The organism is Variovorax sp. Root411, assembly GCF_001425205.1.
Classification (GTDB): Bacteria; Pseudomonadota; Gammaproteobacteria; order Burkholderiales; family Burkholderiaceae_C; genus Variovorax.
The window spans coordinates 435,708-451,363 of record NZ_LMDW01000015.1 but is presented as its reverse complement, the minus strand read 5'-3'; the positions used below and the strand labels follow the sequence as shown (position 1 = coordinate 451,363).

Here is a 15,656-nt window from a genome sequence, read left to right as displayed (position 1 = left end):
GGAAGGCTTCAGAAGACCGAAGAAGGACTCCCCACCATGCCCGAGAAGACCCCTCCCGAACTGCGCGAAGAAATGCGAGGGCCCGTCATGTGGCTCACCATCGACCGGGAAGAGCGCCGAAATGCGATCAACGGCGCGGTGGTCGCCCGGCTGTCGGACGCTCTTGCCCGCGCCAACAGCGACAACGCCGTGCGCGCCGTGGTCATCACCGGCGCCGGCACGCGCGCCTTCTGCGCAGGCGCCGACCTGCAAAGCGGCACCTCCTTCAAGTTCGACTACGCCGCGCCCTACCAGAACATCGCCAACCTGTTCCGCCAGGCACGCCAGTCGACCGTGCCGCTGATAGCGCGCGTCAACGGCGCCTGCATGGCGGGCGGCATGGGGATCATGGCGATGTGCGACATGGCGGTGGCCAGCAGCCATGCCGTGTTCGGCCTGCCGGAGGTGAAGGTCGGCCTCTTTCCCGCGCAGGTGCTCAGCGTGCTCGGCGGCCTGCTGCCGCGCCGGGTGCTGGCCGAGATGTGCATCACCGGCGAACCCATCACCGCCGCGCAGGCGCTCGAACTGAAGCTCGTGAACCGCGTGAGCGACGACGTCGACGAAAGCGTCGACTGGCTGCTCGGCCGCATGCTCGACAAATCGCCCGCCGCCATCCGGCGCGGCCTCTACACGATGAAGAAGATCGAGGCGATGGCCTTCGAGGAATCGATGGCCTTCACCGAAAGCCAGATTGGCCTGTTCGCACTCACCGAAGATGCAGCCGAAGGACAACTCGCCTTCCGCGAGAAGCGCAAGCCGCAATGGAGCGGCCGATGAACAGCGGCAACAACGAACGCATCGTGCGCATCGGCGGGGCCTCCGGCTTCTGGGGCGACAGCAGCGTGGGCGCGCCGCAGCTCGTGGCCAGCGGGCAGGTCGACTACCTCGTGTTCGACTACCTCGCCGAACTCACCATGTCGATCCTCGCGGGCGCGCGGCTCAAGAAGCCCGAGCTAGGCTATGCCACCGACTTCGTCTCCGTCGCGATGAAGGCCGTGCTGAAGGACGTCGTGAAACAAGGCATCCGCGTGGTGAGCAACGCCGGCGGCGTGAACCCGCAAGGCTGCGCCGATGCGCTCGCGGCGCTGGCCGCCGAACAGGGCATCGTGCTGAAGATCGCCGTGGTGAGCGGCGACGATGTGTCCGCACTTCTGCCGCAGCTGCGCCAGTCGCAGCCGCCCGTGCGCGAGCTGCAAAGCGGCGCCGCATTGCCCGAACGCGTGCTCACCGCCAACGCGTACCTCGGCGCACGGCCGATCCAGGCCGCGCTCGACGCGGGCGCGCAGGTCGTCATCACCGGGCGCTGCGTCGACTCGGCCGTCACGCTCGGCGTGCTCATGCACGAATTCAATTGGCAGCCGGGCGACTTCGACCTGCTCGCGGCCGGCAGCCTCGCGGGCCACCTCATCGAATGCGGCTGCCAGGCCACCGGCGGCCTGCACACCGACTGGGACACCGTGCCCGATTGGCCCAACATCGGCTACCCCATCGTCGAATGCAGCGCCGACGGCAGCTTCGTCGTCACCAAGCCCGCGGGCACCGGCGGCAAGCTCGTGCCCGCGGTGGTGGGCGAGCAGATGCTCTACGAGATCGGCGATCCAGCGGCTTACCTGCTGCCTGACGTGGTGGCCGACTTCACGCAGGTGCGCATCGAGCAGGCCGGTGAACACCGCGTGCGCGTGCACGGTGCGCGCGGCCATGCGCCGACCGCGAACTACAAGGTCTGCGCCACGTATGTCGACGGCTTCAAGACCGCGGCGCAACTCACCATCGTCGGCTTCGATGCGGTGGCCAAGGCCAGGCGCACGGGCGAGGCGATCCTCGCGCGCACGGGCACGCTGTTCTCGCAATTGGGCTTCGGCCCCTATAGCGGCACGCAGCTCGAAGTGCTCGGCGCGGAGTCGTGCTACGGCCCGCATGCGCAAGCCCTGCAGACGCGCGAAGCAGTGCTGCGGCTCGCGGTGACGCACCCGCGCAAGGAAGCCCTGGAACTGTTCGCGCGCGAGGTCGCGCCGGCCGGCACCTCGTGGGCGCCCGGCACCACGGGCGCGGGCGGCGGGCGCGCCTCGGTGTCGCCATCGATCCGGCAGTACGCGTTCCTGCTCGACAAGTCGCAGGTCGAGGCCCGCGTCGGCATCAACGGCGTGTGCATCGACGTGCCCCGCACCACAGCGCCTGCGCCGCACGCCGGGTCCGTTTCACAGCCTGCCAGAGCCAGGGAAACGCATGAAGCACCCGTTGCCGCGGACGCCGTCGAAGTGCCGCTCCTGCGCCTCGCATGGGCGCGAAGCGGCGACAAGGGCGACACCTCGAACGTCGGCGTCATCGCACGCCACCCCGCCCTGCTGCCGCTGCTGCGCGAACAGCTCACCGAGGCGCGCGTGGCCGAATGGCTCGCACACCTCGTCAAGGGCCACGTCACGCGCTACGAGGTGCCGGGCATCGATGCCTTCAACTTCGTCTGCGAACAGGCACTGGGCGGCGGCGGCATGGCCTCGCTGCGCAACGACGCGCTCGGCAAGGGCATGGGGCAGATCCTGCTCGCCGTGCCGCTGCGTGTGAGCCCCGCGTTGCTGGTGCTGCTTGCCTAGCATCAATCCGGACAACCGTGCGACAGCAGGGTTGAGGCCGGGCGCTTAGCCTTGCGCCTGTTCCAACTCTGCCATTGATCGCACGATGTCCAACCTCTTCGACCCCGTCCAGGCCGGCGACCTGAAGCTCGCCAACCGCATCGTCATGGCGCCGCTCACGCGCAACCGCTCGCCGAATGCGATCCCGCCCGAGCTCGCCGCCACCTATTACGCCCAGCGTGCCAGCGCCGGCCTGCTCATCACCGAAGCCACCGCCATCAGCCACCAGGGCCAGGGCTACGCCGACGTGCCCGGCCTCTACGGCACCGAGCAGCTCGATGGCTGGAAGCGCGTGACCGATGCCGTGCACGCCAAGGGCGGCAAGATCGTGGTGCAGCTGTGGCACGTGGGCCGCGTCTCGCACAGCGAACTGCAACCCGGTGGCGGCAAGCCCGTCGCCCCCTCGGCCATCACCGCCAGGACCAAGACCGTGCTCATCAAGGACGGCGTGCCGACCTTCGTCGAGACCTCCGAACCGCGCGCACTGGATGCGGGCGAGCTGCCCGGCATCGTGCACGCGTACGCGGTGGCCGCACGCAGCGCGGTCGAGACCGCCGGCTTCGACGGCGTGGAACTTCACGGTGCCAACGGCTACCTGCTCGACCAGTTCCTGAAGGACGGCAGCAACAAGCGCACCGACGACTACGGCGGCAGCATCGAAAACCGCGCCCGCCTGCTGCTCGAATCCGCACGCGCCGTGGTCGACGCGGTCGGCGGCGGCAAGACCGGCATCCGGCTGTCGCCCGTGACGCCCGCCAACGACGCGCACGACAGCAACCCGCAGCCGCTGTTCACCTACGTGGTGAAGCAGCTCGCCGCGCTCGGCCTGGCCTACATCCACATCATCGAAGGCGCCACCGGCGGCCCGCGCGAAATGGAAGACCGCCCCTTCGACTACGAAGCGCTCAAGGCCGCGTACCGCGAAGCCGGCGGCAAGGGCGCATGGATGGTCAACAACGGCTACGACCGGCCGCTGGCCGAGGAGGCGCTGAAGGAAGGCGACGACCTCGTGGCCTTCGGCAAGCCCTTCATCTCGAACCCCGACCTCGTGCGCCGCCTGCGCGAAAACGCGCCGCTCAACGAGCTCGACAAGGCCACCATGTACGGCGGCGGCGCGAAGGGATACACGGACTATCCGGCACTGACCTGAGCCACGCCGCGTACGGGGGCCATGGCAAGATGCGGCGGACCCATCCATCCGCCGTCATCCGCCGACAGGAGAGAAATGCCATGGCCCTCATTGCGCAACGACTGGCCTCGCTCGGCCTCGTGCTGCCGCCGCCCGCGATCCCGCCGGCCGGCGTCATCCTCCCCTTCCAGTTCGTGCGCGTCGTCGGCCGGCGCGCGTTGATCTCCGGCCACGGCCCGCTCAACGCCGACGGCACCATCGCTGCACCGCTCGGCAAGCTGGGCCGCGAAGTGAGCATCGAGCAGGGCTACGCAGCTGCACGCCTCACGGCACTCGCGATGCTCGGCAGCCTGCAACGCGCCCTCGGCGACCTCGACCGCATCACCGCGTGGACGCGCGTGTTCGGCATGGTCGCGAGCGCACCCGGCTTCGACAGGCAGCCCGCCGTCATCAACGGCTTCTCCGACCTCATCCTCGAATTGTTCGGCCCCGACATCGGCGCGCATGCCCGCAGTGCGGTGGGCATGGCGGAGCTGCCGTTCAACATCCCGGTCGAGATCGAGGGCGAGGTGGAAATCGGCGCATGAGTACCGCCGACGAAGGCTTCCTGATCGACGTGATCGCCGCGCAGCCCGCGTGTTCCTGCGCAAGCCTTTGAATTGATCCTTCCGATGCAACTCGACCGCATCCACCACGCCGCCATCATCTGCGCCGACTACGCGGTGTCGAAGCGCTTCTACACCGAGGTGCTCGGGCTGCGCGTGGTCGCCGAAAACCATCGCGCCGCGCGCGACTCGTACAAGCTCGACCTCGCCCTGCCCGACGGCTCGCAGATCGAACTCTTTTCCTTTCCCGGTGCCCCCGCGCGCCCCACGCGCCCCGAAGCCCAAGGGCTGCGCCACCTGTCGTTCGAAGTGCACGACGTGCAGGCCGCGGCCGATGAACTCGCATCGCAGGGCATCGCGGTCGAGCCACTGCGCATCGACGAATATACGGGCCGCCGCTTCATCTTCTTCGCCGATCCCGACGGCCTTCCGCTCGAACTCTACGAGGCCGCGCCGGCCGAGAACCTCGAAGCGCTGCTGTTCGAACTCGAAGGCGCACTGCATCTTCGCGAGGTGCGCGCGAGTGCCGCGAAACTCGAAGAACTGCTCGACGACGACTTCCATGAACTCGGCATCTCGGGCACGGTGTGGACACGCGCCGCCATCGTCGAAGCGCTGCGCGGCGAGGCTTTCTCGGAACGAACGATGTCGGACTTCCGCGTGCTGCGCATGGCGCCCGACGTGGCGCTGGTCACCTACCGCGCACACCGCCAGGCCATTGCGCAGCGCCCTGCAGCGGACTCGCTGCGCAGCTCGCTGTGGAAGCGCCGGCATGGCCGCTGGCGCATGGCGTTCCACCAGGGCACGCCGCTCTAGCTCGCAGGTGCTTCAGCTCGCTTCACCGAATGCCACGCTGACGCGCAAGCCAGTGGGCTCCGCCGCTTCGAGCCGCAGCTCGGCGCCCAGCAGCTCGGCATAGCGCGCCACGATCGACAGGCCCAGTCCCGAGCCCTGCCCCAGCTTCTCGCCGGCCGGACCCTGCGCCCAGCGCTGCATCAGGTCGCGCTGCGCCTCCAGCGGAATGCCGGGCCCGTCGTCGATCACGCTCAGCGTGCGGCCCGCGAGCTCGACCGTGATCGTGCGCCCGCCATAGCGCAACGCGTTGTCGATCAGGTTGTCGAGGATGCCTTCGACCAGCGCCTCGTTGGCTTGCACGACCACGCCGTCGTCGAGGCCGCGCGCGCCCAGGTCTACACCGCGCGCGTCGGCGCGCGCAAGGTGCCGCAGCACCGTCTGCTCGGCCAGCACGTCGAGCCGCACCGGCACGCGCTTGAGCTCGGTGCGCGCCTCTTCGGCCAGTGCCAGCGCCAGCAGCTGGTCGATCAGGTGGCTGGCGCGCGCCTGCCGTTCCGACACGCGCTCCAGCTGCTCGCGCCACACATTGGTATCGTGCTGCGCCAGCCCGTACTCGGCCAGCGCGCGGATGCCCGCCAGCGGCGTGCGCAGTTCGTGTGCCACGTTGCCCACGAACTCGCGCTGCGCCTGCACGCTGTGGCCGAGCCGCTCGAACAGCGAGTTGACCGCGTTGCCCAGGCGCTGGATCTCGCGCGAGGTCTGCGCCACCGCCACCGGCGACAGGTCGCGCACGTCGCGCCGGTCGAGCGCGCGCTGCAGGTCGCCGAGCGGCCGCAGGTCGCTGCGGATGCCGTACCAGAGCCAGATGGCCAGGAGGATGAGCAGCACGATCTGCGGCGCCAGCGCGTAGCCCAGCAACTGCCGCACCAGTGCGGTCCGGCTCAGCGTGGTCTGCGCGATCACCACGCGGTACGGCATGCTGATGTCGGGCTCGGCGTCGTGCTCGAGCACCACCGCGCGCAGCACGCTGCCCTCGTAGTCGATGTCGGCGAAGCGGTAGCGCGCTCCGTCCGCCGGCAGCGGCGCCTGCAGGCCCGACTGCCCGGAGATCAGCGTGCCGTCGAGCCGCTGCACCGCGAAGTACACCTTGTCGACCTGGTCGAAGAGCACGGTGGCCACTTCGCGCGGCGTCAGCAGCAGCTCGATGCCGCGTTCGCCCGCCTGCACGTTGGCCGACAGCGCATAGGCGTCGTCGAGCATGCCGCGGTCGAAGGCCTGCTCGGAAAAGTAGTTGGCGATGACCAGCGCGATGACCGCGCCGACCATCCACGTGAGCGCCAGCGGCACCAGCACGTTGCGCAGCACGCGCCGCGTGAGCGATGGCGCACGAACGGCCGCGGGCTGCGGTTCTGTCGTCTGCTCGGTCACGCTCGGATCACACCTCGGCTTCGAGCAGGTAGCCGATGCCGCGCAGCGTGCGGATGCTCGCGCCCGAGCCCTGCAGCTTCTTGCGCAGGCGCGAGATGAAGGCCTCGAGCGCGTTGTCGCCCAGCGATTCGTCGAAGCTCGAGAGCTTGTCGGACAGCGCCCGCTTGCTCACGGTGCGGCCCGGCGGACTCATGAGTTCCCACAGCACCTCGAACTCGCGCGCCGGCAGGTCGAGCGGACCGCCCGCGGTCGAGAAGCGGCGCGCCTTGCGGTCGAGCTTCAGCTGGCCCAGCAGCACGAGGTCTTCGGTGCCCTTCGCGCGGCGCACCAGCGCACGCAGGCGCGCCTCGACCTCGGCCAGGTCGAAGGGCTTGCCGAGGTAGTCGTCGGCACCCGCGTCGAGGCCCGCGATGCGTTCTTCGGTGCGCCCGCGCGCCGTGAGCACCAGCACCGGCGTGCGGTCGCCGCGCGCGCGCGCCTGCCGCAGCGCGTTGAGGCCGCTCGCGAGGCCGCTGGTCGGGCTTGCGGTGGCCGGCAGGTTGAGGTCGAGCAGCACGGCATCGAAGGGCTGCACGCGCCACAGGTGATCGGCATCCTCGACGTTGGTCGAGACGTCGACGCGATGGCCGGCATCCGCGAGGCTGCGCACCATCACGTCGCGCAAAACGGCGTCGTCTTCGACAAGCAGAATTCGCATGGTGTTTGAATGGTTGGGGGGTAATCTGCCTTGCGAACGACGGGTCAGCGGCCGGTCAGTCGCTCCAAGCGATAAACGCTGCATGAGCATACGACAGCACGATGAAACACGGGCCATTTTCATGGCTGGCACCACACGATGAGTGCGCGTGAACCTTCCGATCTGTTGAGCCTTGTGCCTCCGCAAGTGCAGCGCACCGCCGTGGTCCTGCTGCACGGTTTATGCAGCACGCCTGACGAGCTGCTGACCGTGCAGTCCGCACTGCGCAGCCGCGGCTACCCGGTGCACCCGCTGTCGATCGAGGGTTATTCGTTCGATGCCGCTGCGCCGATGCAGCGCGCCGCGCCGTACGAACGCTGGCTCGACGCCATCCAGGCCCATGTGAAGGCGCTGCGCGCGCAGCACGACCGCGTGATGCTGGTCGGCATTTCCGCCGGCGCTTCGCTCGCGCTCGGCGCGGCCATCCGCTGCGGCAGCGACGTCGATGCGCTGGTGCTCATGTCGACCACGCTGCGCTTCGATGGCTGGGCCATCCCGCGCACGCAATTCCTGCTGCCGCTGGCCTTCTACACGCCGCTCGGCCGGTTCTGGCAATACCGCGAGCGCCCGCCCTACGGCGTGAAGAACGAGCGCGTGCGCGCCTGGATCGAGCGCGAGCTGCGCCATCGCAAGGTTTCGCGCGCGGGCAGTTCCGTCATCGGCGTGGGACATCTGCGCGAGCACGACCGGCTCATCCGCCACGTGCGGCGCAACCTCAGCGGCGTGCAATGCGGCAACGTGCTCGCGCTGCATGCCCAGCAGGACGAGGTGGCCAGCGTGGCCAACCTCGACATCCTCGCGCGCGGCCTGCGCTGCCGCGACTTCCGCACCGTGGTGGTCGCCAACAGCTACCACATGATCACGATCGACAACGACCGACAGCAGGTGGTGCGCGAAACGGTGTCGTTCGCCGAAGCCGTGGCACATGGCGCGACGCCGGAACATCCGCTGTACGCCTGACCTCGTTCGCCACGCCTGAAAGGAAAGCATCTCCATGTCTTCTTCCGCTTCCCCCACCTTCAACAGCATCGCGGCGATCCTCGAGACCGACTTCCGCGTCGAGCGCTCGGCCATCTCGCCATCCACCGCGCTGTCGGACCTCGGCCTCGACTCGCTCGCGCTGATGGAGTTCGTCTTCGCCGTCGAGGACGCCTTCCACCTGCGCATTCCCGAAGACCGCCTCGACCCGCGCGAAGCCGGCATCACGCTGGAACGCCTGTGCGATGTGATCGACGCCGAGAACGCCCCCGTGGCCGCCGTCCAGCCCGCCGAAGCGGCCGCATGAGCAGCGGCGCCGCCCACGCCGTGCTCGCCGCTTCGGCCACACGCGCCGCCTCGGCGCCGGTGCGCGTGAGCGGCATCGGTTTCGTCACGCCCATCGGCCGCACCGTCGAGGCCTTCGACGAAGCGCTGTTCGCGGGCCGCTCGGCCGTGCGTGCGCAAACACTGGAGATAGAGGGCATGGACCCGATGGCGCTCGCGGTCGCCGCCTGCGACTTCGATTCGAATGGCATGCGCAGCACCTCCCGCCTGCCGCTGGACCGCGGCACCGCCATGGCCCTGGCTGCGGCACAGGACGCGGCTCGCGAAGCGAACATCGATCTCGACACCATCGACCGCGACCGCCTCGGCATCTTCTGGGGCAGTGGCCTCGCCGGCGCCGGCACCTTCGACAACACCACCAGCGCGCTGTATGGCGAACAGCGCCGCATGCGCCCGACCACCGTGCTCACTGTGATGCCCAACGCCGCCGTGGCCGAACTCGCGCTGCACTTCGGCGCGCGCGGTTCGGCCATTGCCTACGCCTGTGCCTGCGCCTCCTCGGCCGTGGCCGTCGGCGAGGCGATGCGCGCCATCCGCGGCGGCTGGATCGACGTGGCCATCGTCGGCGGCCACGACGCCATGCTCACGCCCGGCGTGATGGCCAGCTGGCACGCGATGCGCGTGATGGCGCCGCCGCCGGCCGATGCGCCCTTCTCGGCCTGCCGTCCGTTCTCGGGCGACCGCACGGGCTTCGCCATCGGCGAAGGCGCGGCCGCGCTGGTGCTCGAATCCGAAGCGCATGCGGCCGCACGCGGCGCCGAAGCAGCGCCCTTCGTGCTCGCAGGCTACGCTACCAACTGCGACGGCACACACATCACCAACCCCGACGCCGCGAGCCAGGTGCGCGTGATGCGCGCCGCGCTGCGCGACGCGGGCATCGAGGCCTCGGACATCGGCCACATCAACGCACACGGCACGGCCACCTCGGCCGGCGATGCGGCCGAGGCCGCATCGATCCGCGAGGTATTCGGCAAGGCCACGCCGGTCAGCGCGACCAAGGCGATCCACGGCCACGTGCTCGGCGGTGGCGGTGCCATCGAACTCATCGCCGCGCTGCGCGCACTGGCGCGCGAGGCGCTGCCGCCCATCGCCAACCTGCAGACGCCCGACGCCGCATTCGACCTCGATTTCGTGCAGGGCGAGGCGCGCGAGGCCAGGGGCATCCGTTATGCGCTGTCCAACTCCTTCGCCTTCGGGGGCACCAACGCCGTCATCGTGGCCGGCCGCGCGTGCGAACGCTGAAGATTCGCTGAACACTCTCTGAAAAAACGAACGCGGTGCACCGGCTGGTCGTTTTCGTCGTGCCTGTGTTCGCGCTGCTCATGGCCTGCGAGTTCGCCTGGGGCTGGCTCCAGCGGCGCAACACCTACCGCTTCAGCGACACGCTCGGCAGCCTGAGCCAGGGGCTGCTGAGCCAGGCGCTCGCGGTGTGCACGCAGCTGTTCCAGATCGGGCTCTACGCCATGGTCTATCCGCTGGTCGCGATCTGGACGCGGCCCGGCTTCTGGGACAGCGCCGCGGGCTGGATCGTTGCCGTGCTTCTGTTCGACTTCTTCGACTACTGGCTGCATCGCGCGGGCCACGAGTCGGCCGTGTTCTGGGCCGCGCACTCGGTGCATCACCAGAGCCAGCACTTCAACTTCTCCACCGCGCTGCGCCAGGAAAGCACCGTGGCCTTCCTGGGCTGGGCCTTCTACCTGCCGATGGCCGTGGTGGGCGTGCCGCCCGAGCAGTTCGGGCTGGCGGGACTCATCGTGCTGGTCTACCAGTTCTGGATCCACACCGAGCACATCGGCAAGCTCGGCTGGTTCGATCGTGTGTTCTCGTCGCCCTCGAACCATCGCGTGCACCACGCGGTGAACGACGGCTATGTAGACCGCAACTACGGCGGCATGCTCGTGGTGTGGGACCGGATGTTCGGCACCTTCGCCGAAGAAACCGAACGCTGCGTCTACGGCACGCGCAAGGCGCTCGCGAGCTTCGACCCGATGCGCGCGATCCTCGGCCCCTATGTGCCGCTGCTGCGCGATGCATGGCATGCGAAGCGCTGGCAGGACAAGATCGCCGTGTGGTTCAAGCCCCCGGGCTGGCGGCCGGCCGACGTCGCGGCGCGGTTTCCGGAACCGCCCTTTTCGCTGGAAGAAGCCATGCACATCCACGTCCCCGTGCTGACGCGCCCGCAGGTCGCGTCAGCCGCCCTCCACTTCGCATGCTGGGTCGGCGTGACGCTGGCCTTTCTCTGGCGCGCCGACGACCTCGCGTTCCACACCGGGCTGACGCTGCTCCTGCTGGCGGTCGGCGGCTTCTGGTCCATCGGCGCGGTGCTCGATTCGCAGCTTCGGCTGCGATGGGCCTGGTGCGCGCAGGCGGCGCTGCTGGCGATGTCTGCGGTGCTGCTCTTCGCCTGATCGACATCCGCTCGCCCCCCGCTATGCTCGGCGCCTTCATCGTTGCAAGGCACCCATCATGCGCAGGCTGGCCACACCCGAGGACATCGACACCGTCTTCGTCCTCTACATGCACGAGAAGATCGTTCCCTTCCTGGGCTACGACCCGATGCCGCTCGATGAATTCCGCGCCATCTACCAGGAGCTGCTCGACGGCCGCAACTTCTACGTCTACGAGCGCGAAGGGCGCATCGCCGGGTTCTACCGGGCCACGCGTTATCCGGGCCGCGTGCGGCACGTGGCCTGCCTGGGCACGCTCGCGGTAGATCCCGCGTTTCACGGTCAGGGCATCGCGCTCGCCATGGTGAGCGAAGCCATCGACGCGCTGAAGGCCGTCGGCATCAGGCGCGTCGAGCTCTTCGTCGAGAGCGACAACGCGCCGGCGATGCGCTTCTACGAAAAGCTCGGCTTCGAACGCGAAGGCACCTTGCGCAAGTTCTACCAGCGCGCCGGCGAGCCCGAGGCCATCGACGATCACCTCATGGCACTGCTGCTCGACTGAAAGACTTCAGGGCTTCCAGCGCCGCAGCAGCAGCGCATTCGCCATCACGCTCACGCTCGACAACGCCATGGCCGCACCGGCCACCACCGGGCTCAGCAGGCCGAAGGCCGCGAGCGGAATGCCGGCCACGTTGTAGGCGAAGGCCCAGAACAGGTTCTGCCGGATCTTCGCGACCGTGCGCGCCGAAAGCTCGAAGGCCTGCGCCACCAGCGCGAGGTCGCCGCGCATCAGCGTGATGCCGGCCGCTTCCATCGCCACGTCGGTGCCGCCGCCCGAAGGCGCCATCGCGATGCCCACATCGGCCGCGGCCAGCGCAGGCGCATCGTTGGCGCCGTCGCCGACCATTGCGACGACATGTCCGTTCTTCCTGAGCGCTGCGACCTGCGCCGCCTTGTCGGCGGGCAGCACGTCGGCACGCACGTCTTCGGCCGCGATGCCGAGCCGTGCCGCCATGGCCAGGGCCGCGCGCAGGTTGTCGCCCGAGATCATCACCACGCGCAGGCCACGCGCGTGCAGCGTGCGGATGGCTTCGGCGGCTTGCGGCTTGGGCTCGTCGGCGAAGGCGAGCAACGCCTGCACGTGCGCAGCGCCCGCCTCGCCGAAGCGCAGCAATGCCGACACGGTGGCGCCTTGCGCCTGCAGGCCATCGACTTCGGCGGCTTCGGGCATCGCGTCGAGTTCGCGGCACCAGCGCAGGCTGGCGATGGCCCAGGTGATGCCATCGACATCGCCGCGCACACCACGGCCCGGCATCGCCTGCATTGCGCTCAATGCGGGCGACTGCAGGTTGCGCTGCGCCGCGGCAGCCAACACCGCCTTGGCCAGCGGATGCTCGCTGCCGCTTTGCAGGCTGGCGGCAGTTGCCAGCAGTTGGTCTTCGGTTGCCTGAATACCTGCCGCCGGTACCAGCGCGGTCAACACCGGCCGGCCCACCGTCAACGTGCCTGTCTTGTCGAACGCGACGGTATCGACGCGGTGCGCAATTTCAAGCGCACGCGCGTCCTTGATCAGAATGCCGTGCCGCGCCGCCACGCCCGTGCCCGCCATCACCGCAACCGGCGTCGCAAGGCCCAGCGCACATGGACAGGCAATGACGAGCACCGCCACGGCGTGGATCAATGCGGTCTCGATGCCCGCGCCCGCCATCATCCAGCCAGCGAACGTGACGAGTGCAATCACCAGCACCACCGGCACGAACACGGCCGCGACCTTGTCCACCAACCGCTGGATCGGCGCCTTCGCCGCCTGTGCATCTTCGACCAGCCGGATGATGCGCGCGAGCACGCTCTCGGCGCCGACCGCGCTCACTTCGATGACCATGCGCCCGTCGCCATTCACAGCGCCGCCGGTCAACGAATCGCCCGGCCCCTTGGCCACCGGCAGCGGCTCGCCGGTGAGCATCGATTCGTCGACCTCGGACTGCCCTTCGATCACCCGTGCGTCGGCCGGCACGCGCTCGCCGGGCCGCACCGCGAGGCGGTCGCCCACCATCACCTCGGCCAGCGGCACGTCGCTTTCCTTGCCGCGCACGCCGACGAGGTGCGCCACTTCGGGCCGAAGCTGCTGCAACGCACGGATCGCCGACGTGGCCTGGCGCTTGGCGCGCGCCTCCAGCCACTTGCCGAGCAGCACCAGCGTGATCACCACCGCCGAGGTCTCGAAGTACAGGTGCGGCATCTCGCCATGGCCCGCATGCTCACCGGTCGCCGCGCGCCACCAGAGCCAGAGCGAAAGGCCGAACGCCGCGCTGGTACCGAGTGCCACCAGCAGGTCCATGTTGCCGGTGCGTGCCTTCGCTGCATGCCAGCCCGCGCGATAGAAGCGCGCGCCCAGCCAGAACTGCACTGGCGTCGCGAGCAGCAGCTGCAACCATGGCGGCAGCATCCAGTCCTGCCCAAAAGGATCGCCGAGCATCGGCGCCAGCAACGGGATCGACAGTGCCAACCCCACGGCGACCGGGCCGAAACCATGCCAGGGCGACAGCGCAGCGGCTTCGTCGGCCGCTGTGCTTGCCGCACGCGGCTCGTAGCCGGCGGCACGCACGGCGCGGCGCAGGCGAACGTCCATGCCTTCGTTGCCGCTCGTCACCACGCGAGCCGATTCGGTTGCGAGATTCACGCTCACGTCCTGCACGCCGGGCACGTTCTTCAGCGCGCGCTCGACGCGCATCACGCACGAGGCGCAGGTCATGCCGCCGACCGAGAGGTCCAGCGTGGTCGGAGCAGATTGCAGATTTTCCATGTGCCGAGGCTAAAGCCTCACACGATGGCAAGGTCAAGCGGCAGATCCAGTGCCCCTTTGCTGGACATTGACATCGTGAGAGGGTTCAAACTTGCGTCTCACTTGCTTCCATCACTTCAATCATTTCCAAAGGAGCCATCACGATGAGCCAGAAATTCCAGGTCACGGGCATGAGCTGCGGCCATTGCGTGAGCGCGGTGCAGAACGCGGTGCAGACGGTGGACCCCGAAGCACAGGTCACGGTCGACCTCGAGACCGGCCATGTCGACGTGCTGAGCGAACAGCCGCGCAAGGACATCGTCGCCGCGATCGAGAACGCGGGCTACGCCGTTCAATGAGCGCGGGCCACGTCGCCATCGGCGAAGCGGCGCAGCGCTCCGGCGTGTCGGCCCGCATGGTCCGCCACTACGAAGGGCTGGGCCTGCTGCCGGCGGTGCCGCGCACCGAAAGCGGCTATCGCCAATACGGCGATGCCGACATCCACACGCTGCGCTTCATCAAGCGCTCGCGCGACCTCGGGTTTTCGATGGAAGAAATCGCCGAACTCGTCGGGCTGTGGCACAACCGCCGACGCGCGAGCTCGAGCGTGAAGCGCATCGCCGAGAAGCACCTCGGCGAACTGGAGCAGCGCATTGCGGACATGCAATCCATGCGCAACACGCTGGCCCACCTTGTGCACTGCTGCCATGGCGATGCACGCCCCGACTGCCCCATCCTCGACGACTTGAGCAAGGTCTAGATCAGGCGCCTCGTACCAGGGACAAGACTTTGCCGGCATCCAGCGTACGGGCCTTTTCCTGGATCGCCGGCAGGTACTGCGTCTGCAGGCTCTGCCCTTCCTTCACCACGCCCGAGAACGCATCCTTCAGCATCTGCGTCGAGAGGGTCCGGCCGCCGGCGTAGTAGCGCTTGGCCACGTGGCCCAGCGCATAGGTCGAGGCGAAGCTCATGCCCGAGCTCACGGCCTGGTTGCCCAGCCCGCGCAGCAAGCCACCGCCGACTTTTCCGAGCAATCCGCCGAGCAGCTTGCGACCGGCCTGCTCCAGGTACTGCGAGGTCAGGCCCACGCCGACGGTCGCCAGGAAATCCTTCACGTGGCCGCTGTCGAGCTGGTAGCCGTAGGACTGGCCGATGCGGTAGACCAGCTTCATCTGCAGCGGAATGATCGCCATGGTCGAAAGCGTCTCGGGCAGCAGTTCCAGCGCGCCGTTGAGGATGGCTGCATTGAGGATCGATTTGTCGAGTTCGGCGCTGTCCGGGGTGCCGGGCGCCGCCACGGCGCTGCCCCCAGCGGCGGTAGCCACCGGCACCGCCGCGATGTCTTCCGCCTGCTGCGAGAACGCGGCCGCCGAGGCATCCAGCCCCAGCGAAGTTCGCACGTCCGCCAGGAACATCCGCTCGGCCTCCGACTGCATGCCGTCCGCATCGCACACGCACACCGCCATCTCGTAGGCCAGCTGCCTCGACTCGGTGCTTTTCAGTTCCCCGGCCACCGAGGGCAGCGACACGCGCTTCATCAGCACGTCCTGGTAGAGCGTCGGCAGGTTCAGGCCGTCGGCCTGCGACAGGCCCTCGGCAATCCGCTTGATCTCGGCGCGCTCGCGTTCGTGCTTCTCGCCATCGACAAAGGCAGCCAGCAGCGACAGGGTAACTATCGACTTTGTTTCTGAAGGTGTCATTTGTACGAAATTTCGCAATATGAAGGATCCAGTTCGGTCGCTGTGGCGAGTGAAGGTTCCGCCGCCGGTTCTCCCCACAAACCTTGGGCAACTCTGTGGATA

At 68.6% G+C, this 15,656-nt stretch carries 16 protein-coding genes; 12 read left to right on the top strand and 4 right to left on the bottom strand.

What is annotated here, in order from left to right; translation table 11 throughout:
- The first annotated feature begins 36 nt into the window (after nt 1-36).
- The 5 genes from ASC92_RS16165 to ASC92_RS29605 all read left to right on the top strand — a co-directional run bounded on the left by ASC92_RS16165 (nt 37) and on the right by ASC92_RS29605 (nt 5,219).
- Nucleotides 37-816, top strand: a complete 780-nt coding sequence (locus tag ASC92_RS16165; RefSeq protein ID WP_056517509.1) for an enoyl-CoA hydratase/isomerase family protein — start codon at nt 37-39, stop codon at nt 814-816.
- Nucleotides 813-2,630, top strand: a complete 1,818-nt coding sequence (locus ASC92_RS16160) for an acyclic terpene utilization AtuA family protein (RefSeq protein ID WP_056517505.1) — start codon at nt 813-815, stop codon at nt 2,628-2,630. Before ASC92_RS16165 ends, ASC92_RS16160 begins: the two co-directional genes overlap by 4 nt.
- 85 nt (nt 2,631-2,715) lie before the next feature.
- Entirely contained in the window at nt 2,716-3,819 is a 1,104-nt protein-coding gene (locus ASC92_RS16155) for an alkene reductase (RefSeq protein ID WP_056517502.1), read from the top strand.
- Between the two features lie 80 nt (nt 3,820-3,899).
- Nucleotides 3,900-4,385: a RidA family protein gene (locus ASC92_RS16150; protein ID WP_056517499.1), complete on the top strand. Its 486-nt coding sequence runs from the start codon at nt 3,900-3,902 to the stop codon at nt 4,383-4,385.
- 84 nt (nt 4,386-4,469) lie between these two features.
- The gene (locus ASC92_RS29605) at nt 4,470-5,219 is read left to right on the top strand and encodes a VOC family protein (protein ID WP_056517496.1); all 750 of its coding nucleotides are present in this window, start codon (nt 4,470-4,472) and stop codon (nt 5,217-5,219) included.
- A gap of 12 nt (nt 5,220-5,231) precedes the next feature.
- On the opposite strand, the gene ASC92_RS16140 is transcribed toward ASC92_RS29605, so the two are convergent.
- Nucleotides 5,232-6,626 carry a sensor histidine kinase gene (locus tag ASC92_RS16140; protein WP_056517493.1) on the bottom strand — a complete coding sequence of 465 codons (1,395 nt, stop codon included), beginning with the start codon at nt 6,624-6,626 and terminating at the stop codon, nt 5,232-5,234.
- Nucleotides 6,627-6,633: 7 nt separating this feature from the next.
- A complete protein-coding gene (locus ASC92_RS16135; RefSeq protein WP_056517490.1) occupies nt 6,634-7,323 on the bottom strand; it encodes a response regulator transcription factor in 690 nt (229 codons plus the stop codon).
- Nucleotides 7,324-7,461: 138 nt separating this feature from the next.
- On the opposite strand from ASC92_RS16135, the gene ASC92_RS16130 reads away from it, so the two are divergent.
- The 5 genes from ASC92_RS16130 to ASC92_RS16110 are packed head-to-tail and all read left to right on the top strand — an operon-like array spanning nt 7,462 to nt 11,634.
- On the top strand, nt 7,462-8,322 hold the full coding sequence (locus tag ASC92_RS16130) for an alpha/beta hydrolase (protein WP_056517483.1): 861 nt from the start codon (nt 7,462-7,464) through the stop codon (nt 8,320-8,322).
- 34 nt (nt 8,323-8,356) lie between these two features.
- On the top strand, nt 8,357-8,647 hold the full coding sequence (locus ASC92_RS16125) for an acyl carrier protein (RefSeq protein WP_056517480.1): 291 nt from the start codon (nt 8,357-8,359) through the stop codon (nt 8,645-8,647).
- Complete coding sequence (locus ASC92_RS16120; RefSeq protein ID WP_056517477.1) at nt 8,644-9,927, top strand: beta-ketoacyl-[acyl-carrier-protein] synthase family protein; 1,284 nt, start codon at nt 8,644-8,646, stop codon at nt 9,925-9,927. Before ASC92_RS16125 ends, ASC92_RS16120 begins: the two co-directional genes overlap by 4 nt.
- A gap of 35 nt (nt 9,928-9,962) precedes the next feature.
- The gene (locus tag ASC92_RS16115) at nt 9,963-11,093 is read left to right on the top strand and encodes a sterol desaturase family protein (protein WP_056517474.1); all 1,131 of its coding nucleotides are present in this window, start codon (nt 9,963-9,965) and stop codon (nt 11,091-11,093) included.
- Between the two features lie 58 nt (nt 11,094-11,151).
- Nucleotides 11,152-11,634, top strand: coding sequence for a GNAT family N-acetyltransferase (locus ASC92_RS16110; RefSeq protein WP_056517471.1), 483 nt, complete (start codon nt 11,152-11,154; stop codon nt 11,632-11,634).
- Between the two features lie 6 nt (nt 11,635-11,640).
- On the opposite strand, the gene ASC92_RS16105 is transcribed toward ASC92_RS16110, so the two are convergent.
- Complete coding sequence (locus ASC92_RS16105) at nt 11,641-13,875, bottom strand: heavy metal translocating P-type ATPase (protein ID WP_056517468.1); 2,235 nt, start codon at nt 13,873-13,875, stop codon at nt 11,641-11,643.
- A 143-nt stretch (nt 13,876-14,018) separates the two neighbouring features.
- Between ASC92_RS16105 and ASC92_RS16100 the strand changes: the two genes are divergently transcribed.
- Entirely contained in the window at nt 14,019-14,213 is a 195-nt protein-coding gene (locus ASC92_RS16100) for a heavy-metal-associated domain-containing protein (RefSeq protein WP_007833622.1), read from the top strand.
- Nucleotides 14,210-14,614, top strand: coding sequence for a Cu(I)-responsive transcriptional regulator (gene cueR, locus ASC92_RS16095; protein ID WP_056517465.1), 405 nt, complete (start codon nt 14,210-14,212; stop codon nt 14,612-14,614). Before ASC92_RS16100 ends, cueR begins: the two co-directional genes overlap by 4 nt.
- A 1-nt stretch (nt 14,615) precedes the next feature.
- Here the strand turns inward: cueR and ASC92_RS16090 are convergent, their stop codons facing one another.
- Nucleotides 14,616-15,554, bottom strand: a complete 939-nt coding sequence (locus ASC92_RS16090; RefSeq protein ID WP_056517462.1) for a YcjF family protein — start codon at nt 15,552-15,554, stop codon at nt 14,616-14,618.
- Nucleotides 15,555-15,656 lie beyond the last annotated feature (102 nt).